General features: G+C 71.4%; 18 protein-coding genes. 8 read left to right on the forward strand and 10 right to left on the reverse strand.

Annotation, left to right across the window (positions count from 1 at the left end; translation table 11 throughout):
- Positions 1 to 45 precede the first annotated feature (45 nt).
- From ABZZ79_RS20285 to ABZZ79_RS20305, 5 genes are read right to left on the reverse strand one after another with little or no spacing between them, the layout of a single operon-like run.
- Positions 46 to 1,044 carry a glycine betaine ABC transporter substrate-binding protein gene (locus tag ABZZ79_RS20285; protein ID WP_356690594.1) on the reverse strand — a complete coding sequence of 333 codons (999 nt, stop codon included), beginning with the start codon at positions 1,042 to 1,044 and terminating at the stop codon, positions 46 to 48.
- Positions 1,041 to 1,850, reverse strand: coding sequence for an ABC transporter permease (locus ABZZ79_RS20290; RefSeq protein ID WP_356690793.1), 810 nt, complete (start codon positions 1,848 to 1,850; stop codon positions 1,041 to 1,043). Before ABZZ79_RS20290 ends, ABZZ79_RS20285 begins: the two co-directional genes overlap by 4 nt.
- 11 nt (positions 1,851 to 1,861) lie before the next feature.
- Entirely contained in the window at positions 1,862 to 3,133 is a 1,272-nt protein-coding gene (locus ABZZ79_RS20295) for a betaine/proline/choline family ABC transporter ATP-binding protein (protein ID WP_356690596.1), read from the reverse strand.
- Entirely contained in the window at positions 3,126 to 3,773 is a 648-nt protein-coding gene (locus tag ABZZ79_RS20300) for an ABC transporter permease (protein WP_356690598.1), read from the reverse strand. The genes ABZZ79_RS20295 and ABZZ79_RS20300 overlap by 8 nt, the downstream gene beginning before the upstream one ends.
- 11 nt (positions 3,774 to 3,784) lie before the next feature.
- A complete protein-coding gene (locus ABZZ79_RS20305) occupies positions 3,785 to 4,291 on the reverse strand; it encodes an Lrp/AsnC family transcriptional regulator (RefSeq protein WP_356690795.1) in 507 nt (168 codons plus the stop codon).
- A gap of 122 nt (positions 4,292 to 4,413) precedes the next feature.
- Here ABZZ79_RS20305 and hppD point away from each other — a divergent pair, with 122 nt between their 5' ends.
- Complete coding sequence (hppD, locus tag ABZZ79_RS20310; RefSeq protein WP_356690600.1) at positions 4,414 to 5,559, forward strand: 4-hydroxyphenylpyruvate dioxygenase; 1,146 nt, start codon at positions 4,414 to 4,416, stop codon at positions 5,557 to 5,559.
- A 344-nt stretch (positions 5,560 to 5,903) separates the two neighbouring features.
- Here the strand turns inward: hppD and ABZZ79_RS20315 are convergent, their stop codons facing one another.
- A complete protein-coding gene (locus ABZZ79_RS20315) occupies positions 5,904 to 7,346 on the reverse strand; it encodes a tetratricopeptide repeat protein (protein WP_356690797.1) in 1,443 nt (480 codons plus the stop codon).
- 260 nt (positions 7,347 to 7,606) lie between these two features.
- Between ABZZ79_RS20315 and ABZZ79_RS20320 the strand changes: the two genes are divergently transcribed.
- On the forward strand, positions 7,607 to 9,013 hold the full coding sequence (locus ABZZ79_RS20320; RefSeq protein WP_356690602.1) for an FAD-linked oxidase C-terminal domain-containing protein: 1,407 nt from the start codon (positions 7,607 to 7,609) through the stop codon (positions 9,011 to 9,013).
- Between the two features lie 14 nt (positions 9,014 to 9,027).
- Here the strand turns inward: ABZZ79_RS20320 and ABZZ79_RS20325 are convergent, their stop codons facing one another.
- Positions 9,028 to 9,504 carry an SsgA family sporulation/cell division regulator gene (locus ABZZ79_RS20325; protein ID WP_356690604.1) on the reverse strand — a complete coding sequence of 159 codons (477 nt, stop codon included), beginning with the start codon at positions 9,502 to 9,504 and terminating at the stop codon, positions 9,028 to 9,030.
- 249 nt (positions 9,505 to 9,753) lie between these two features.
- On the opposite strand from ABZZ79_RS20325, the gene ABZZ79_RS20330 reads away from it, so the two are divergent.
- Both ABZZ79_RS20330 and ABZZ79_RS20335 read left to right on the forward strand, forming a co-directional pair.
- Positions 9,754 to 11,232, forward strand: a complete 1,479-nt coding sequence (locus tag ABZZ79_RS20330) for an RDD family protein (RefSeq protein WP_356690606.1) — start codon at positions 9,754 to 9,756, stop codon at positions 11,230 to 11,232.
- Between the two features lie 122 nt (positions 11,233 to 11,354).
- A complete protein-coding gene (locus tag ABZZ79_RS20335) occupies positions 11,355 to 12,077 on the forward strand; it encodes an RDD family protein (RefSeq protein ID WP_356690608.1) in 723 nt (240 codons plus the stop codon).
- 57 nt (positions 12,078 to 12,134) lie between these two features.
- On the opposite strand, the gene ABZZ79_RS20340 is transcribed toward ABZZ79_RS20335, so the two are convergent.
- Positions 12,135 to 12,401, reverse strand: a complete 267-nt coding sequence (locus tag ABZZ79_RS20340) for a hypothetical protein (protein WP_356690610.1) — start codon at positions 12,399 to 12,401, stop codon at positions 12,135 to 12,137.
- 415 nt (positions 12,402 to 12,816) lie between these two features.
- On the opposite strand from ABZZ79_RS20340, the gene ABZZ79_RS20345 reads away from it, so the two are divergent.
- Positions 12,817 to 15,159, forward strand: a complete 2,343-nt coding sequence (locus ABZZ79_RS20345; protein WP_356690612.1) for an immune inhibitor A domain-containing protein — start codon at positions 12,817 to 12,819, stop codon at positions 15,157 to 15,159.
- Positions 15,160 to 15,279: 120 nt separating this feature from the next.
- Positions 15,280 to 15,615, forward strand: a complete 336-nt coding sequence (locus ABZZ79_RS20350; RefSeq protein WP_356690614.1) for a hypothetical protein — start codon at positions 15,280 to 15,282, stop codon at positions 15,613 to 15,615.
- Positions 15,616 to 15,835: 220 nt separating this feature from the next.
- On the opposite strand, the gene ABZZ79_RS20355 is transcribed toward ABZZ79_RS20350, so the two are convergent.
- Both ABZZ79_RS20355 and ABZZ79_RS20360 read right to left on the reverse strand, forming a co-directional pair.
- Entirely contained in the window at positions 15,836 to 16,420 is a 585-nt protein-coding gene (locus ABZZ79_RS20355) for a nicotinamidase (protein WP_356690616.1), read from the reverse strand.
- A 160-nt stretch (positions 16,421 to 16,580) separates the two neighbouring features.
- Complete coding sequence (locus ABZZ79_RS20360; protein WP_356690618.1) at positions 16,581 to 17,912, reverse strand: nicotinate phosphoribosyltransferase; 1,332 nt, start codon at positions 17,910 to 17,912, stop codon at positions 16,581 to 16,583.
- 144 nt (positions 17,913 to 18,056) lie between these two features.
- On the opposite strand from ABZZ79_RS20360, the gene clpS reads away from it, so the two are divergent.
- Both clpS and ABZZ79_RS20370 read left to right on the forward strand, forming a co-directional pair.
- The gene (clpS, locus tag ABZZ79_RS20365; protein WP_356690620.1) at positions 18,057 to 18,374 is read left to right on the forward strand and encodes an ATP-dependent Clp protease adapter ClpS; all 318 of its coding nucleotides are present in this window, start codon (positions 18,057 to 18,059) and stop codon (positions 18,372 to 18,374) included.
- A gap of 11 nt (positions 18,375 to 18,385) precedes the next feature.
- Complete coding sequence (locus tag ABZZ79_RS20370; RefSeq protein ID WP_356690622.1) at positions 18,386 to 18,991, forward strand: DUF2017 domain-containing protein; 606 nt, start codon at positions 18,386 to 18,388, stop codon at positions 18,989 to 18,991.
- The last annotated feature ends 323 nt before the right edge of the window (positions 18,992 to 19,314 follow it).

Genomic DNA, 19,314 nt, shown 5'->3' on the forward strand with positions numbered 1-19,314 from the left:
TTGTAAGAAAACTCCTTGTGAGCCTCGCGCCGTGCAGCCTCGCCCTCACCCCTCCGTCACGAACCCCTCCTCCTTCATCCAGTCCAGCGCCACCGCGTGCGGATCCTCCCCGTCCACGTCCACCCGCGCGTTCAGCTTCCGCGCCACCGTGTTGTCGAGCTTCGCGGTCACCGGGTTCAGGACCTCCGCGATGGCCGGCCATTTCTCCACGGCCTTGGAGTTGATCTCGGGCGCGGCGTTGTAGTCGGGGAAGAAGTGCTTGTCGTCGTCCATGACCACCAGGCGCATCGACCTGATGCGCCCGTCGGTGGTGTACACCTCGCCGTACGCGCAACTGCCCTTCGCCGCCTGGGTGTAGATGATCCCGCTGTCCATCTGCGTGATCCGGGACGCCGGTACGTCCATCCCGTACGACTGCTGCATGCCGCGCAGCCCGTCCACCCGGTTGGCGAACTCGCTCTCCACGCACAGCGTGAGCGCGCCCGGGTCGGAGCGGGACAGCGCGGCCACGTCCGACAGGGTCCTGGTGCGGTACTTCTCGAAGCTGCCCCGGTTCATCGCGAGGGCGTAGGTGTTGTCCAGCCGGGACTGCGGCAGCCAGGTGATCCCGTTCTTCCGGTCTGCGTCGCGCACGGCCTCCCACTGCTTCTGCGCGTTGTCGATGGGCTCGCTGTTGCCGAGATACGTGATCCAGGCCGTGCCCGTGTACTCGTACATGCCGTCCGCGTCGCCGTTGCGGACCGCCTCGCGCGCGCCGATCGAGCCCTGGATGCCGGTGCGGTCCAGGACGTCCGCGCCGGCCGCCTGGAAGGCGATGCCCATGATCGCGCCGAGGATCAGGTTCTCGGTGAACGACTTGGACGTCACGGTGAGCTCGGCGCCCTCCAGCGGACGGCCCCGGCCGATCGAACCGGGCTCCACGTCGTCCACCATGGGGGAGCCGCTGGTCAGGCCGCAGCCCGGCAGCAGCGCCGCGAGCAGCAGCAGCACCGCCGGGGCGAGGAACGCGGCCCGGCGCCCCCTCCGGCCGCCCGGCCCCCTCATCGCACGGCCTCCAGCCCGCGGGGCCGCAGCAGCAGTTCGGCCAGCGAGGCGAGCCAGTCGACCAGCAGGGCGAGCGAGACGGTGAGGACCGAGCCGAGCACCAGCACCGGCGTCCGCTGGGTGGTGATCCCCGCGGTGATCAGCACACCCAGGCCGCCGCCCCCGCCGAAGGTGGCCAGTGTCGCCGTGCCGACGTTGAGGACCAGCGCCGTGCGGACACCCGCCAGGATCAGCGGCACCGCCAGCGGCAGCTCCACCTGGGTCAGCACCCCCAGCGAGGACATGCCGATGCCGCGCCCGGCCTCCAGCAGGGTCGGGTCGTTGGCCCGCAGGCCCGCGACGGTGTTCGACAGCACCGGCAGCACGGCGTAGGCGATCATGCCGATCAGCGCGGCCCGGCGCCCGATGCCGAGCCAGATCACCAGCAGGGCCAGAAGACCGATCGCGGGGGTGGCCTGGCCGACGTTGGCCAGGGTCATCACCACCGGAGTGGCCCGGCGGAACCTCCTGCGGGTCAGCACGACACCCAGCGGGATCGCGATGATCAGCACGAAGAACGTGGAGATCGCGGTGAGCTGGATGTGCTGCCACAGCGCCTTGGACACCTCGTCCTCGGCGATCGCGTTCTCCGAGATCGTGTCCAGCTCGGCCTGCTCGAACCACAGCCAGGTCGTGAGCAGCACCACGATCAGGAAGGCCGGCAGGAGGGTCAGCTTCCGCCAGGTGACCCGCGGCGCCGGCCGTGCCGGCGGGGGAGCGGCCGCCTGCTCCTGCGCGGTGACCTGCTCCGGTTCCCGCTCCTCCAGCTCGGGCGTGCTCACGCCTTCTTCTCCCCTCCGTCGCCCTCCCGCTCGGCGGGGGTGCGCCCGGACCGGAACTCCTCCAGTTCGTGCCGGTGCTCCAGGGCGTCCAGCCGGTCCGCCTTCAGCAGTTCGCGCACGGAGTTCATCAGCGTCTCCATGTCGACCACGCCGGTGTACTCCCCGCACCGCCCGGTCACCGCCACCCGCCCGGTGCCGGCGGTGAGCACCGCCTCCAGGGCGTCGCGCAGCGTCGCGTCCTGGGACACCGTGTCGCGCACGAGCGTGCCCGCGCGGGCCGGCGAGCCCCCGGCCCGCATCAGGTCGCCGCGCCGCAGCCATCTGTAGGGGCGGCCGCTCTTGTCGAGCAGCAGGATCTCGTCGGCGCCTCCCCCATTGCCGGATGGGCCTGGGAGGGACTCCCGGGAACGCGGCCGGTCGAAGATGTCCTGGAGCGGGCCGTCGACCGTCACCGTCGGGTAGTCCGTGATCTCCACGTCCCGTACGCGGGTGAGGTTGAGCCGCTTCAAGGCCGCGCCCGCGCCGACGAAGCCGGAGACGAAGTCGTCCGCCGGGTTGGTGAGGATCGCCTCCGGGGTGTCGAACTGGGCGATGTGCGAGCGCTCGCGCAGCACCGCGATCCGGTCGCCCAGCTTGATCGCCTCGTCGAAGTCGTGGGTGACGAACACGATCGTCTTGTGCAGTTCGCGCTGAAGGCGGATCAACTCGTCCTGAAGGTGGTCGCGGGTGATCGGGTCCACCGCGCCGAACGGCTCGTCCATCAGCAGCACGGGCGGGTCGGCGGCCAGCGCGCGGGCCACGCCGACACGCTGCTGCTGGCCGCCGGAGAGCCGGCGCGGATAGCGGCCGTGGAACTCGGCGGGGTCCAGACCCACCAGGTCCAGCAGCTCCTCCACGCGCTCGTTGACGCGGGCCTTGGGCCAGCCGATCATCTTCGGCACCAGGCCGATGTTCTGGGCGACCGTCATGTGCGGGAAGAGACCGGCCGACTGGATGGCGTAGCCGACCTTGCGGCGCAGCTTGACCGGATCAATGTCGGTCACGTCCTCGTCATTGATCCGGATGCGACCACTGGACGGCTCGATCAACCTGTTGATCATCTTGAGCGTTGTTGACTTACCGCACCCGGACGGACCGACGAAGATGACGGTCTCGCCCGCCTCGATCTCCATGTCGACGTTGTCGACGGACGGCTGCGGATTGCCCGGATAGCGCTTGGTGAGGCTCTCCAGCTCGATCGTGGCTCCGGTGGCCGATGCGTCAGACACGAGTCCCCCCGGGAATCGTCAGCCGCCCGAGCAGCACGTACGCCGCGTCGAACAGCAGAGCCAGCACGATGATCCCGAGCGTCCCCGCGAGCACCTGGTTGAGCGCGTTCTTGCTGCCCAGGGAGGCCAGCCCGCGGAAGATCTCGTTGCCCAGGCCCGGACCGGAGGCGTAGGCGGCGATGGCCGCGATGCCCATCAGCATCTGCGTCGAGACCCGGATGCCGGTCAGGATCGGCGGCCACGCCAGCGGCAGCTCCACCCGGGCCAGCCGCATCTTCCGGGACATCCCGATGCCGTTGGCGGCGTCCACCAGCGCCGGGTCCACCCCGCGCAGGCCGACGATGGAGTTGCGCACGATCGGCAGCAGCCCGTACAGCGTCAGAGCGATCACGGTCGGCGGCACGCCCAGGCCCACGATCGGGATGAGCAGACCGATCATGGCCAGCGACGGGACGGTCAGAATGGTCGAGGTGGTCGTCGTGGCCAGGTTCCCGGTCCAGTCGCCGGCATAGGTGAGCACGCCGATCAGCACGCCGATCGCGGTCGCCGCCACCATGCACTGGAAGACGACGCTGGCCTGCTGAAAGGCGTCGAAGAGCAGTTGCCGGCGGTGGTCGCCGAGGTACTCCCAGAAGTTCAAGCGCGCTCACCTCAAGGTCGCGTCGGTCCCTCCCGGTCCTCCGCCGCCTGCGCGGCCTGTGCGGCGTGCTCGACGAGTGGGATCACCCGCAGCGGCACAGGGTTCTCCATCACGATCGCGGTGGAGGCCCGGACGATCCCATCGAAACCGACGACCCGGTCGATCACACGCTGGAGATCGGCGTTGGAGCGCGCCACGAGCCGGCACAGCATGTCCCCGCCGCCCGTGGTGGTGTGCAGCTCCAGCACCTCCGGAACCGTCGCCAAGTGCGCCCGGACATCGGCTCCTTGGCCCTGCCGGATCTGCAGCGTGGCGAACGCGGTGACCGGGTATCCGAGCGCCGCCGGATCGACGTCGGGGCCGAACCCCCGGATGACTCCGTTCGACGTAAGCCGGTCCAGCCGCGCCTGTGCCGTGCCGCGCGCCACGCCCAGCCGCCGCGACATCTCCAGCACGCCTATGCGCGGCTCGCGCGCCAGCAGCACGATGATGCGCCCGTCCAGATGATCGATCGCCATGTCTGTCTCCCGGATGGTCATCCTGTACAGAAAGCCTGCCAGTTCCCTGGTGTCACTGCACAGATTGTGCAGTGAAAAAGCAAACTATTGCGCACCTTGCAGAGCGGCGCGAGGCTTCGGCTATGACGCAGACCACTCACCACACTCCCGACACCGCCCGGCAGGCCGACCCCTTCCCGGTCAAGGGAATGGACGCGGTCGTCTTCGCCGTGGGCAACGCCAAGCAGGCGGCGCACTACTACTCCACCGCCTTCGGCATGAAGCTGGTCGCGTACTCCGGACCGGAGAACGGCAACCGGGAGACGGCCGCCTACGTCCTGGAGAACGGCTCCGCCCGTTTCGTGTTCACCTCGGTCATCAGGGCGAGCACCGACTGGGGCCGCTTTCTGGCCGAGCACGTGGCCGAGCACGGCGACGGCGTCGTCGACCTCGCCATCGAGGTCCCGGACGCGCGCCGCGCCCACGCCTACGCCATCGAGCACGGCGCGACCTCGGTCGCCGAGCCGTACGAGGTGAAGGACGAGCACGGCACGGTCGTCCTCGCCGCCATCGCCACCTACGGCAAGACCCGGCACACCCTCGTGGACCGCTCCGGCTACGACGGCCCGTACCTGCCCGGCTACGTCGCCGCCCGGCCGATCGTCGAGCCGCCCGCCCAGCGCACCTTCCAGGCCGTCGACCACTGCGTCGGCAACGTGGAACTCGGCCGCATGAACGAGTGGGTCGGCTTCTACAACAAGGTCATGGGCTTCACGAACATGAAGGAGTTCGTGGGCGACGACATCGCCACCGAGTACAGCGCGCTGATGTCCAAGGTGGTCGCCGACGGCACGCTCAAGGTCAAGTTCCCGATCAACGAGCCCGCCATCGCCAAGAAGAAGTCCCAGATCGACGAGTACCTGGAGTTCTACGGCGGCGCCGGCGTCCAGCACATCGCGCTGAACACCAACGACATCGTCGCGACCGTGCGCACCATGCGAGCGGCCGGCGTCCAGTTCCTGGACACCCCGGACTCCTACTACGACACCCTCGGCGAGTGGGTCGGCGACACCCGCGTGCCGATCGAGACGCTGCGCGAGCTGAAGATCCTCGCCGACCGCGACGAGGACGGCTACCTGCTGCAGATCTTCACCAAGCCGGTCCAGGACCGTCCGACCGTGTTCTTCGAGCTCATCGAGCGCCATGGCTCCATGGGCTTCGGCAAGGGCAACTTCAAGGCCCTGTTCGAGGCGATCGAGCGCGAACAGGCCAAGCGCGGCAACCTCTGAGGGCTGCGGGTCGCGGCGGCTGTACGTGGCCCTCACCCGGGCGGTGTCCGGCCTGATCGTGACCCACGCGGCGTCCTTGCCCGCGGCGCTGGGTTGAGGTCCGGGTCCGTTCGGGGGTGGTGACTGGCGTCGGTGGGGTGCGGGTGGTGTGTGGCCGGTCGCGCAGTTCCCCGCGCCCCTAGCGCCGCTCGGCCCCGTCGGGGTCCTGCGACTCCTGCGGCTCCTCGGCTCGCCCAGCGTCCTTGCCCGCGGCGCTGGGTTGAGGTCCGGGTTCGTTCGGGGGCGGTGACTGGCGTCGGTGGGGTGCGGGTGGTGTGTGGCCGGTGGCGCAGTTCCCCGCGCCCCTAGCGCCGCTCGGCCCCGTCGGGGACCTCCGACTCCTCCGACTCCGCCGACCCCAGCGACTCCGCCGACTCCGCCGACCCCAGCGACTCCTCCGGCTCCTCCGACCCCTCCGGCTCCTCCGCCCCCTCCGTGTCCCCGGACATCTCGGGCAGGGGCTCCGCCGGCGGCTCGCCCAGCGTCCCCAGCGCCCGGCGGGCCACCGGCGCCTGGAGGGGCGAGAAGTACGGATTGATCCGCAGGGCCTCCTGAAGATGCCGTCGAGCGGGACCGGACAGCCCCAGGTCCCGCTCGATCATCCCGCGGTGGAAGGCGTACAGGGCGCTGCGCACCCCGCCGCCGTGCTCCCTGTCCGTCGCCCGCACGGCGAACGTCAGCGCCTCCTCATCGCTCCCGGCCCGGTGCAGCGCCCAGCCCAGCGCGTCCGCCACCGCGATGCCCGGCTGCCGCTTCCACTCCGTCCGCAGCCGCCGCACCGCCTCCGCCGGATCCCCGTGATCGGCCTCGAACAGGCCGAGCGTGAGCTCCTCGTCCACCCCGCCCGCGGCCGCCGTCCGGACCCGTTCGCGCAGCAGGTCGTACTGCACCCGCGCCGCCTGCCCGAGCCCCAGCGACTCGTACAGCTCGCCCAGCTCCAGCGCGTACTCCGGAACCGGCTGCTTCGCCAGCGCCGCCCGGTAGGCGCTCAGCGCCTCCGTGGCCCGGCCCAGCGCGGCCAGTGCCCTGCCCTGCCCCGCCTGCGCGGCCCGCTGGTCGGGGTCGGTGCGCAGCGCTTCCTCGAAGTGCCGCAGCGCGGGCTCGCGGTCTCCGCGCTCCCACGCCAGCTGCCCGCCCCGCTCCAGCCAGGCCGCCCGCTCGGCCGGGGTGCGCGCCGCCGCCGCCGCGTCCGACAGGGCCGCCGCCGCGTCCTCCCGCCGGCCCTGGTCCCGGTACAACGCCGCCGCGCGGGCCTGCACGGCCGGGCCCGAGCGCAGCTCCAGCAGCCGGTCCAGGGCCCGCTGCGCCGCCTTGTGGTCGTTCAGCCCCGTACACGCCTCGATCAGCGGCCCGTACGCCGTCCAGCGCCGGCTCTCCTTCTCCAGGGCGGCCTCGGCCCAGCCCCGCGCCGCCCGGTAGTCCCGCCGGGCGTTCGCCAGTACCGCCAGGCCCTCCAGCGCCTGCGCGCTGCGGCGGGTGCGCAGCGAGGTCCGCAGCGCCCGCTCCGCGCGCGGGTAGGCCCCGGCGTCCGCGAGCCGCCGTCCCTGCTCGACGTAGGCCGACCCGAGCACCGCCCACGACTCGGCGTCCTTCGGGTGGTCGCGTACATGCTCCTCGCGGTCGGTGATCAGCGCCGCCAGGTCCGGCAGCGAGGCGGGCACCCCGGCGACGACCGCCGTGCGCGCCAGCGCCTCGGGCCCCGGAGCGCCCCCGGAGCCGTCCCGCCCGTCCGGTGCCAGCAGCACCATGCCGCCGACGGCGAGACACCCGACGATTGCGCCGACCAGGACACCCCTGATGAACCGCCGCCGCAGCAGCCGCGTGTCCCGCGCGCCCTCCGGACTCCCGGGGTCCGCCCCGCCCGCACGGTTGTCGTCGCTGTCCGGCCGGCCCTCGCGGTGCTCCTCGCTCTCCATGGCGCTCACTGTGCGTCAGTACGGCCACCGCGTCCGGGCGGCCCAAGGGCGCCGGCCGCGGGGTTCACACCGATGGCCCCGGGTGCCACGCTGTGATCATGAGCCGAATCGAAGCCGCGCCCGACGAGGCGCAGGGCGACCTCACCGACCGGCTGCTCGCGGGCCTCCCGGCCGAGGCTGTCCTGACCGACCCCGACGTCACCGCCTCCTACGCCAACGACATGGCGAGCTTCTGCGCGGCGGGTGCCCCCGCCGTGGTGGTCCTGCCGCGCACGGTCGAAGAGGTCCAGCACGTCATGCGCACCGCCACCGCACTGCGCGTCCCGGTCGTCCCGCAGGGCGCCCGCACCGGCCTGTCCGGAGGCGCCAACGCCTCCGACGGCTGCGTCGTGCTGTCCCTGACGAAGATGGACCGCATCCTGGAGATCAACCCGGTCGACCGCGTCGCCGTCGTCGAACCGGGCGTCGTCAACGCCGCGCTGTCCCGCGCGGTCGCCGAACACGGCCTCGCCTATCCGCCGGACCCCTCCAGCTGGGAGCAGTGCACCATCGGCGGCAACATCGGCACCGCCTCCGGCGGCCTGTGCTGCGTGAAGTACGGCGTGACCGCCGAGTACGTCCTCGGCCTGGACGTCGTCCTCGCCGACGGACGCCTGATGAACACCGGCCGCCGCACCGCCAAGGGCGTCGCCGGATACGACCTCACCCGGCTGTTCGTCGGCTCCGAGGGCTCCCTCGGCATCGTCGTACGGGCCACCCTGGCGCTCCGGCCGCAGCCGCCGCGGCAGCTCGTGCTGGCCGCCGAGTTCGCCTCGGCCGTGGCCGCCTGCGACGCCGTGTGCCGGATCATGGCGGGCGGGCACGTCCCGTCCCTCCTCGAACTGATGGACCGTACGACCGTCAAGGCCGTCAACGACCTCGCCCACATGGGCCTGCCCGACAGCACCGAGGCGCTGCTGCTGTGCGCCTTCGACACGCCCGACCCGGTCGCCGATCTGGCAGCCGTCGGCGAGCTGTGCGAGGCGGCCGGTGCCACCCAGGTCGTCCCGGCCGACGACGTCGCCGAGTCCGAGCTGCTGCTCCAGGCGCGCCGGCTGTCGCTGACCGCGCTGGAGGCGGTCAAGGGCACGACGATGATCGACGACGTGTGCGTGCCGCGCTCGAAACTCGGCGACATGCTTCAGGGCGTCGAGCGCATCGCCGAGAAGTACGCCCTGACCATCGGGGTCTGCGCCCACGCGGGCGACGGCAACACCCACCCCACCGTCTGCTTCGACGCGCAGGACCCCGACGAGTCCCGGCGCGCCCGCGAGTCCTTCGACGAGATCATGGCCCTCGGCCTGGAACTCGGCGGCACGATCACCGGCGAGCACGGCGTGGGCGTCCTGAAGAAGGAGTGGCTGGCGCGCGAGATCGGACCCGTGGGCGTGGAGATGCAGCGGCAGATCAAGCAGGTCTTCGACCCGCTCGGCATCCTCAACCCCGGCAAGCTGTTCTGACGGCCCGCGGCGGCTCACTCCCCGTCCTTGGACTCGTCCGACGGCCAGGGATCGCGCAGCCACAGGTCGTCGGCCGGAAGGGGCGCGAGCAGCTCGGCGAGGCCGTCGTCGATGCCGAGCTGCTCGGCCTCAGAGCCCGGAGGGACCACCCGCAGCGTGCGCTCCAGCCAGGCCGACACCTGCGCGGCGGGCGCCTCCAGCAGCGCGTCGCCGTCGGGTGAACTGAGCGCCATGAGCACCACGCTGCGCCCCTCCACCTTCGTCGGCCACACCCGCACGTCCCCGTGCCCGCACGGCCGGAACACGCCCTCCACCAGAAGCTCCCGGGCGAACGTCCAGTTCACCGGGTGCTCGGAGTTGACGTGGAAGGCGATGTGCACGGCGAAGGGGTCGTCGGTGCGGTAGCTCAGCCGGGCCGGGACCGGGATGCCGCGCTCGGGCGACAGGATGAGCCTGAGCTCCAGCTCGCGCTCAACGACGGTGTGATGCATGGCCGTTCCTCTCTCGTACGGGTCTGTCGTACGGCTCTGTCGCGGGCCCTGGGGCGGGCCCGTACGAGTGGAGAGCGGGGTGGGCCCGGAGCATTACGCGGGTTCCGGGAAATTTTTCCGACCGGGTGAAGGGACGCACGCCATTGCCCGGATAGGGGTGGGTACCGCGGGACGGGCCCTGTCGGATGCGCCGGTCTGATAGATGTGGGGGCCCCTATACGACCCCCGAGCAGATACGGGACGACGGACATGAGCGCCCCAACCCCGGCCCCCGGCGACGACCGGCCCCGCGAAGGCTATTACCCGGACCCGTCCATCCCCGGATATGTCCGGTACTGGAACGGTTCTGCCTGGGTACCCGGCACCAGCCGCCCCGCGCCGTCCGACGGCGAGCCGCTCAACCCGCCGCCGGGCACGGCACCGGCGCCCCGGCCCGCCGCCCCGTCGTCGCCGGCGCCGTCGGTGGAGGAGACCGGCCCGCACTTCTTCGACGAGGACCCGCAGCCGGGCGGGGCGTACGGCGCCACGCCCGCGCCGGCCGAGCCGTACGGCAGCGCTCCCGAGCCCGCGTCCGCGTGGGGAGCCGACCGTTCCCGGCAGTCCGGGTTCGGCGGCGACCAGGACCGCCGCGTCTCCTGGGGCGCCCCGGCGGCCGACCCCAGGGTCCCCGCCGACCCGCCGGCCGCCGAGCCGGGGAACACCTTCGTCTTCCGCCGCCCCGCCCCCGGCGCCGAGACGCCCCCGCCCGGTGGCGGCGCGGCGGGCGTCACCCCTTCGGGCGGCGGCGGCCCGGCCTTCGCGGGCGGCGCCGACGGGGCCACGCCCCAGGGCGCGGACGCCGGCGCCGCCGCCGCGGCGGCTCCCGCCGACGAGGGCACCATGACCTTCCGGACCGTCCCCCCGCGGGCCGCGGGCGGGCCCGGCTTCGGGGCTGGCAAGGCCGCCGCCGAGCGCGCCCAGGCCGCCTCCGCCACGCCCCCCGCGGCCGCGCCCCCGGCCGCCGCTCCGTCGGCAGCCGCGCCCTCCGCGGCGGCCCCCGCCCCTCGGCAGACCGCTCCCGGCGTCCCCGCACAGGCCGCCGCCCCCGCGCTCGGCACCCCGGTCACCAGCGGCCCCGGAGGCGGCCAGTCCTCCTGGGCCCAGCAGGTGCACCGGCTCGCGGGCGGGACCGGCGACGACCAGCCCGTCGCGCCCTGGAAGCCGCCCGTGGACGACGTGTTCCAGGCGGCGGCGCGGCGGCAGGCCGAGGCCCGCCCGGCCGGGCTCGGCAAGCGGCTGGCCGCGCGGCTGATCGACTCCGTCGTCGTCGTGGCCATCACCGCGGCGGCTGCCGTACCGCTCGGCGCGAAGGGGCTGGACCACCTCCAGGGCAAGATCGACGAGGCCAAGCAGTCCGGCGAGACCGTCACGGTCTGGCTGCTGGACGGCACCACCTCGGTGTACCTCGGCATCGTGCTGGCCGTTCTGCTGCTGGTCGGGGTCCTCTACGAGGCGCTGCCCACCGCCAAGTGGGGCCGCACCCTGGGCAAGAAGGCCCTCGGCCTGGACGTCCGGGACATCGAGGGGCACGAGCCCCCGGGCTTCGGCGCCGCGCTGCGCCGCTGGCTGGTGTACAGCGTCCCCGGGCTGCTCCTGTTCGGTGTCATCGGCATCCTGTGGTGCGTGTTCGACCGGCCGTGGCGCCAGTGCTGGCACGACAAGGCCGCGCACACGTTCGTGGCGGGCTGACGCTTACGGCCGCGGCGGCACGGGGCGGACGGGTGACCAAAGGCTCCGGAGGCTGACGTACCGCTACTCCGGACGGCCGCGCGCCGGATGCGCGGCCGGGGCGGTCGCGGTCCACTCGGGCCATGAGCACCGAACCGCCCCCCGGTTCCGGCGACCAGCCGCCGGACGACGACCCGTTCAGGAAGCAGCCGCCACCCGGAGAAGGGTCGGGCTCGCCCCACGGCACGCCCCCGGACGGCGGCGCACAGCCTCCCGGTGGCACTTCGCCCCCCGGCGGCGGCCCCTACGGCCCCCCTCCGGGCGATGGCCCCTACGGCCCTCCTCCGGGCGATGGCCCGTACAGCGGCGGCCCGTACGGCAGCGGCGACTACCCCGCCGACCCGCTGGCCGGGATGCCCCCGCTCGCCGACAGCGGCAGGCGCACCCTCGCCCGCATCATCGACATGATCATGGTCGGCATCGTGGTGTGGCTGCTCACCTGGGGCTTCGGCGTGGACAACTTCGACGTGGACGCGGACGACGTCAACGTCGGCAGGTCCCTCGCGCAGTCCTTCGTCGCCGCGGTCCTCTACATCGCGTACGACACCTTCCTGATCGCCAAGACGGGCCAGACGCTCGGAAAGAAGTGGCTCGGGATGCGGGTCGGGAACCTCGACAACGGCGCGACGCCCTCGGCGCAGGCCTCGTTGCTGCGCGCGTCGGTGCTGTGGATCCCGTTCGCGTTCTGCTGCGCGTGTCTGTGGACCGTGGTCTGCGGCGGCTGGAGCTTCTTCGACAAGCCGTACAAACAGGGCCTGCACGACAAGGCGGCCAAGACGGTCGTCGTGAGCACCAACACCCGCTGAACGGCGCCGGACACGCATGAGGGCGGGCCCGTGCGAGCCCGCCCCTCGTCCGGGCCGTCAGGTGTCGGAGGAGGCGGCCGACGTGGCTGCCATCGGCTCCTGAGATGCGGGGGAGTGCTGCGCCGCGATGGTCGACCGCCCCCGCCGGGCGGGCCGGCGCACCGGTACGGTCAGGGCGACCAGCAGTCCGAGGGCGAATCCGGTGACGGCGATGAAGGAGATCCCCGCGGCCGAACCGGTCCCGGACAGCAGCAACATGGCCAGCGTGGACAGGATCACGGTGCATGAACCGTAGACGAGCTGTGCGGCAGTCGGACGAGGCATGGCAATCGTGTCCTCGGAAGTGGGGGTGAGACTAGGGTGTCGGCCTGGCTTTCCGCCGGCTTCCGGGCGTTCCGCCACACGACTCTAATCGCGTGTTTGCCCGAGTGGAACCGACGGTAAGCGTGACCTGACCAACAGTGTCAGGTGCACAGGGGGCGCACCGATTCATGGCGTCCACCAAGTGGACGTTCGCACGCGCCCGTTGAATGGCGGTGGACGGACACCGGAACGTCCGCTGAGCGAAGCGGGAACTCCGCATAGTGCACTTGACCTGCTCAAGTCAAGGACTGTCTTTTCTGCCCAACCTCTAGTCCAATGTCGTCACTTGACTACACGCGTTGATCACGCGCGCGCGGACGCCCCTCCATGACCAGGCGACTTCAGCCGTGCGCGCGAACGCGGGGGAGGAACTCAAGTGACCAGCAGACCCTGGACGTTCAGAGCCACGGCGACCGCCGTCGCGCTCGCCGCGGCCACCGCGACGTTCTCCACGTACACCGTGGCCCAGGCCGACTCGACGGGCACCAAGGCGCCCGCCGCCGACCGCCGGGACCCGGCGGCCCCGAAGGCCCTCGACACCGAGCACAACTTCGAGACCCCCTTCAGCAAGACTCAGGAAGCCCAGCGCGAAGAGGCCCTGAAGCAGGTCATATCCGGCGAGTCGGAGATCCAGCAGCGCAACGGCTCGAAGGTCGTCAAGCTGGAGAGCCGCCGCGGCGACAAGTACGTCGAGCTCGGCCACGAGAAGACCGACAAGATCTTCACGATCCTGGTGGAGTTCGGCGACCAGACCGACCCGCGCTACGGCGGCACCCCCGGCCCGCTGCACAACAAGATCGCGCAGCCCGACCGTGCCGACGACAACAGCACGGCCTGGCAGGCGGACTACAGCCGCGAGCACTTCCAGGACCTGTACTTCGGTTCCGGCACCGACTCGATGAAGAAGTACTACGAGAAGCAGTCTTCGGGCCGCTACTCCATCGAGGGCGAGGTCCAGGACTGGGTCAAGGTCCCGTACAACGAGGCCCGTTACGGCTCCAACGCCTGTGACCCGGACAACTGCGCCTGGTTCGCGGTGCAGGACGGCGTCACCGCCTGGGCCGAGGGCCAGAAGGCGGCGGGCAAGACCGACGCCGAGATCAAGGCGAAGCTCGCCCAGTACGACCAGTGGGACCGCTACGACCACGACGGCGACGGCAACTTCAACGAGCCCGACGGGTACATCGACCACTTCCAGATCGTGCACGCCGGCGAGGACGAGTCGGCGGGCGGCGGCGCGCAGGGCGAGGACGCCATCTGGGCCCACCGCTGGTACGCGTTCGGCTCGGACGCCGGCGCAACCGGCCCCGAGGGCAACAAGCTCGGCGGCACCCAGATCGGCGACTCCGGTATCTGGGTCGGCGACTACACCATCCAGCCGGAGAACGGCGGACTCGGCGTCTTCGCCCACGAGTACGGCCACGACCTCGGTCTGCCGGACCACTACGACACCTCGGGCGGCGACAACTCCACCGGCTTCTGGACGCTGATGTCGTCCGGCTCCTGGCTGGGCACCGGCAAGGACACCATCGGTGACCTGCCCGGCGACATGACCGCCTGGGACAAGCTCCAGCTCGGCTGGCTGGACTACGAGGTGGCCAAGGCCGGCACGTTCTCCCGTCACAAGCTCGGCGTCGCGGAGTACAACAACCGCCACAGCCAGGCTCTCGTGGTGAAGCTGCCGAAGAAGAAGGTCACCACCCCGATCGTCACCCCGGCCCAGGGCACCAAGCAGTGGTGGAGCGGCAGCGGCAACGACCTGCGCAACACCCTGACCCGCTCGGTCGACCTGACCGGCAAGGCCTCCGCGACGCTGACGCTGGACGGCTGGTGGGCCATCGAGCGTGACTACGACTACGCCTACGCCGAGGTCTCCACGGACGGCGGCGCCAACTGGAAGGCCCTCGACGGCACGGCCGACGGCCAGCCGATCGGCCGCGACGGCAGCAACGCCCCCGCCCTGACCGGCTTCTCGGAGACCTACAAGAAGCTGTCGTACTCCCTGGACGCCTACGCGGGCAAGAAGATCGGCCTGCGCTTCCGCTACGTCACCGACGGCGGTGTCGCGGAGAACGGCTTCGCCGCCGACAGCATCGTCGTCACGGCCGACGGCGCCGCGCTGTTCAGCGACAACGCCGAGGGCGACGACGCGGGTTGGACCAAGAACGGCTTCTCCCGCATCGGCGCGTCGATCACCAACGACTACGACCAGTTCTACATCGCGGAGAACCGGCAGTACGTCTCGTACGACAAGACCCTCAAGGTCGGCCCGTACAACTTCGGCTTCGCGTCGAAGCCCTCGTGGGTGGAGCACTACCCGTACCAGAACGGTCTGCTGATCTGGAAGTGGGACACCTCGCAGGTCGACAACAACACCAGCAAGCACCCGGGCACCGGCCTGCTGCTGCCCGTCGACTCGCACTCGGCGCCGCTGAAGTGGGCCGACGGCACCACGCTGCGCAGCCGCATCCAGTCGTACGACTCGCCGTTCAGCCTCTACCGCACGGACGGCATGACGCTGCACAAGGCGGACGTGGCGACGGTCTTCCCGTCGAAGAAGGGTGTGTCGGTCTTCAACGACCACACGAGCACCTACTACAGCTCGGCCACCCCGCTCGCGGGCGTCAAGATCACTGACACCAACACCAAGATCCAGATCGTCAAGGAGGCCGTGAACGGCTCCTCGATGGTCCTCGTGGTGACCCCTGCCGTGAAGTAAGCGACATCTTCGCAGGTCAGACGCGTATCGGCGGTAACCCCTGGCGGGTTGCCGCCGATCGTGTTTAGGTGCGTGCTGTGGAATTCTTATTGACACCGGCGCACACGGGGGTGTGACTGCATGGCCGCAGGAGGTTTCTGCAAGCTGCCGAACGGCAGCGTGGTGGTGGCACTGAACCTGCCCAGCCCCACCCCGGACGGCACCACCGCGCTGCGGTTCCTCGTCCACGCCCAGAACCGGGCACGGGCCCTGACCAGGCTCCGCAATCTCGGTCTGCGGGCGGTCTACCTGCGCGGCAACGCGGCCCCGCCGTCCCCGGACGAGGTCACGGCGGTCCTGCACCACCCCGACGGCCTGATATGGCGCACGGCTCCCGACCCCGGGGTCACCGCCACCGAGCTCTGGCACCCCATCCGCGCCCTCCTCAGGCGCCCCACGGCCCCGGCGAGCCCCTAGCCGGCGCCTGGCGCCACTGACGGCGCCCGGCGGTACCGGACGGCCCCTGGCGGCACTAGTGCCCCGACAGGCAACGTTCGCCCCGTCGCGACGCCCGGCAGGCCCTCTCGCCGCACCGGGCACAGACCCAAGTACATCCAGTACGAGGGCCTGCACCCGGCACACCGAGAGCACGCGTCGGACGCCGCTCCTTGACGGGCAAACGCTGCCTGCCGGGGCACTAGACGACCGGCTTCCCGGTCAGCTCGACGCCGGCCGCGCGCAGCTCCTCCAGGGCGCGGTCGGTGGTCTCCTCGGCGACGCCGGCGGTCAGGTCGAGCAGGACCTGGGTGCGAAAGCCCTCGCGGGCCGCGTCCAGGGCGGTGGCCTTCACACAGTGGTCGGTGGCGATGCCGACCACGTCCACCTCGTCGATCTGCCGGGCCCGCAGCCAGTCGGCCAGCGGGACGCCGTTCTCGTCGGCCCCCTCGAAGCCGCTGTAGGCGGCGGCGTACGCCCCCTTGTCGAAGACGGCGTCGATCGCGCCCGAGGCGACCGCCGGGGCGAAGTTCGGGTGGAAGCCCACCCCCTCCGTGCCCGCCACACAGTGCGCGGGCCAGGAGTGCACGAAGTCCGGGTTGTCCGCGAAGTGCCCGCCCGGCGCGACGTGCAGGTCGCGGGTGGCCACGACATGGCGGTACCCGGCCGGGGCCTGCCCGATCAGCTCGGTGATGGCGGCGGCCACATCGGCACCTCCGGACACCGCGAGACTGCCCCCCTCGCAGAAGTCGTTCTGCACATCTACGACGATCAAGGCGCGGCGCATGTCGGTGTCCTTCGACGAGGGCTGGAACCTGGGGGCTGTCGCTCGGGTCAGGCCGGCCTCGCGTGGCCGGCCGAAAAACGCTGTGCCTTTCACAGCCGGCCTGATCCGAACCACAGCCCCTTAGAGCCTAGTGATGGAAGAGGCCGTGCGGGAGAGGGCCTCAGAGCAGGTACTCGGTGGCCAGGACAGGCTCGCCCCGGGACAGCTGCGCGGCTGACAGCGGCAGGCCGTCCCGGACCGCGGCGTGCCGGGCACGGGCGACTTCCAGCGGCTCACGGGCCACCACCTCGCCCTTCCTGACCAGCTCCACCAGCAGCTGCCGGTCGGCCAGCCCGGCCGGGACGGCCCCCGTGCCGATCACCTCGGCCTCGGCGACACCCTCCGCGTCCAGCCGCCGCGCGGCCCACTTGCGCCCGCCGACGGAGGTCTTGCCCCCGGTCGACTTCTTCGCCACCGGCACCAGCGGCGCGGCCGGGGCCGCGGACTCGGCCCGCGCGACCAGCTTGTAGACCATCGAGCAGGTCGGGTGCCCGGAGCCGGTCACCAGCTGGGTGCCCACCCCGTACGCGTCCACGGGCGCGGCCGCCAGCGAGGCGATGGCGTACTCGTCGAGGTCCGAGGTCACGATGATCCGCGTGTCCCGCGCCCCCAGGTCGTCCAGCTGCTGCCGCACCCGGTGCGCGACCAGCAGCAGGTCACCGGAGTCGATGCGCACCGCGCCCAGCTCGGGCCCGGCCACCTCCACGGCCGTGCGCACCGCCTCGGCGACGTCGTACGTGTCCACCAGCAGGGTCGTCCCGCGGCCCAGCGAGTTCACCTGGGCCTGGAAGGCGTCGCGCTCACGGTCGTGCAGCAGGGTGAAGGCGTGCGCGGAGGTGCCGACGGTCGGGATGCCGTAGCGGAAACCGGCGGCGAGGTCGGAGGTGGAGGCGAAGCCGCCGAGGTAGGCGGCGCGCGAGGCGGCGACCGCGGCCAGCTCGTGGGTGCGGCGGGCACCCATCTCGATCAGCGGGCGGTCCCCGGCGGCCGAGGACATCCGGGAGGCGGCCGCGGCGATCGCCGAGTCGTGGTTGAGGATCGACAGGATCACCGTCTCCAGCAGCACGCACTCGGCGAAGGAGCCCTCCACCCGCATGATCGGCGAGCCCGGGAAGTACACCTCGCCCTCCGGATAGCCCCAGATGTCACCCGAGAAGCGGTAACCGGCCAGCCAATCGAGGGTTTCCTCGCCGACGATGTCCCGCTCGCGCAGAAAGCCCAGCACATCGGAGTCGAAACGGAAGTTCTCGACGGCGTCCAGCACCCGCCCGGTGCCCGCGACGACGCCGTAGCGCCGCCCGTTCGGCAGCCGGCGGGTGAAGACCTCGAAGACCGACCCGCGGTCCGCGGTCCCGGCCTTCAGAGCGGCCTGCAGCATGGTCAGCTCGTACTGGTCGGTGAACAGCGCCGTCGAGGGGACGTCCACCGGCAGCCCAAGGTCCGCTATGCCCACGAGAGCTCTCCTCGTCATGTCGTGCCGGTTCACCGGGTTCCCGGGGTCGGCCGCGGATCCCGGGGGTCGGCCCCGGGAATGCGGTACGGCAACGGATCGTACTCCCATTTCGTCAGTGTGACGATTTATCGCGAGCATGGCAGCATGGGAGTTGTGACGTCAGCCGCTCCCATCGAGATCGAACGCACCGAGTCGGCGGAGGAGGTCTCGGCCGTCCCCGAGCCGGACGTCCCCTGGGTCACGATCGTGCACAACGACCCGGTCAACCTCATGAGCTATGTGACGTACGTGTTCCAGGCGTACTTCGGCTACTCCAAGGACAAGGCCCGCAAGCTCATGCTCGACGTCCACCACAAGGGCCGGGCGGTCGTCTCCAGCGGTTCGCGCGAGGAGATGGAACGCGACGTGCAGGCCATGCACGGCTACGGTCTGTGGGCCACCCTCCAGCAGGACCGGAAGTAGCGACCATTTCCATGCCAGGAACCTTCGAACCGCTCCCCGGCGGCGGTGCGGCCGTCGCCCTCGACGACGCCGAGATCTCGATCATCCGGTCGCTGGCCGTGCAGCTCCTGGAGCTCATCGGCCCCGGCCCGGCCGAGGACGCCCCGGACGACCCGCTCGCCGAGCTGTTCGCCGAGGGGCCCAGCGAGCCCCCGTCCGACCCCGTGCTGCGCCGGCTGTTCCCGGACGCCTACAGCGACCCCGAGAAGGCGCCCGGATCCCCGGGGGAGGCGGAGCAGCGGCAGGCCTACTCCGCGGAGTTCCGCCGCTACACCGAGAACGACCTCAGGGCCGGCCGGCGCGACAACGCCCTGGCCGTGATCCGCTCGCTGGACGCGCTGACCCCGGCCGGGGACGGCGGTGCGGTGCTGAAGGTGTCGCCCGAGCAGTCGCAGCAATGGCTCGGCACGCTCAACGATCTCCGGCTGGCCATCGCCACCCGGCTGGAGATCACCGACGAGGACGACATCGAGCTGCTTTACCGGCTGCCGGACGAGGACCGGCGCAAGCCGCTGGCGATGGCATACCTCTGGCTGGGCACCCTCCAGGAGACGCTCGTCGAGACACTCATGCCGTGATCACCCCGGCATGACCCTTTTGGTGTTCGCTCAACGGACGCTCAGATCCGGATAACGATCGAGTTACCGACTCGGCCTCTTACGCCCTGTTTATGTCCGGTTGGTCCGCTTCTTCCTGTGCGGTGCGTCACAAGCGACCCCCGTGATCAATGTTGCGGCCGTGATAGATCTTCACGACCGCCCGGCGAGCACCACCCATGCCCGCCGGGTGCGCCACCGAGCCGGCACCGCCGGCCAGGCACGGGCGGGCCTCGCGAAGCCCGCTCAGCTCCATCAGTCCGGGGGGATCGAGACCCGATCCGGGGCCGACGAACAGGCCCGGG

This window comes from Streptomyces sp. NPDC006458, assembly GCF_040612135.1.
In the GTDB taxonomy this organism is placed as follows: Bacteria; Actinomycetota; Actinomycetes; order Streptomycetales; family Streptomycetaceae; genus Streptomyces.

What these genes read in the sequence shown, in the direction of transcription:
- ABZZ79_RS20315 (WP_356690797.1), bottom strand. Translation starts at nt 7,346, where the DNA reads ATGGTGCTGCTGGCACCGGACGGGCGGGACGGCTCCGGGGGCGCTCCG.
- ABZZ79_RS20325 (WP_356690604.1), bottom strand. Translation starts at nt 9,504, where the DNA reads ATGCATCACACCGTCGTTGAGCGCGAGCTGGAGCTCAGGCTCATCCTG.
- ABZZ79_RS20305 (WP_356690795.1), bottom strand. Translation starts at nt 4,291, where the DNA reads ATGGCGATCGATCATCTGGACGGGCGCATCATCGTGCTGCTGGCGCGC.
- ABZZ79_RS20370 (WP_356690622.1), top strand. Translation starts at nt 18,386, where the DNA reads ATGCCAGGAACCTTCGAACCGCTCCCCGGCGGCGGTGCGGCCGTCGCC.
- ABZZ79_RS20350 (WP_356690614.1), top strand. Translation starts at nt 15,280, where the DNA reads ATGGCCGCAGGAGGTTTCTGCAAGCTGCCGAACGGCAGCGTGGTGGTG.
- ABZZ79_RS20330 (WP_356690606.1), top strand. Translation starts at nt 9,754, where the DNA reads ATGAGCGCCCCAACCCCGGCCCCCGGCGACGACCGGCCCCGCGAAGGC.
- ABZZ79_RS20285 (WP_356690594.1), bottom strand. Translation starts at nt 1,044, where the DNA reads ATGAGGGGGCCGGGCGGCCGGAGGGGGCGCCGGGCCGCGTTCCTCGCC.
- ABZZ79_RS20335 (WP_356690608.1), top strand. Translation starts at nt 11,355, where the DNA reads ATGAGCACCGAACCGCCCCCCGGTTCCGGCGACCAGCCGCCGGACGAC.
- clpS (WP_356690620.1), top strand. Translation starts at nt 18,057, where the DNA reads ATGGGAGTTGTGACGTCAGCCGCTCCCATCGAGATCGAACGCACCGAG.
- hppD (WP_356690600.1), top strand. Translation starts at nt 4,414, where the DNA reads ATGACGCAGACCACTCACCACACTCCCGACACCGCCCGGCAGGCCGAC.
- ABZZ79_RS20355 (WP_356690616.1), bottom strand. Translation starts at nt 16,420, where the DNA reads ATGCGCCGCGCCTTGATCGTCGTAGATGTGCAGAACGACTTCTGCGAG.
- ABZZ79_RS20340 (WP_356690610.1), bottom strand. Translation starts at nt 12,401, where the DNA reads ATGCCTCGTCCGACTGCCGCACAGCTCGTCTACGGTTCATGCACCGTG.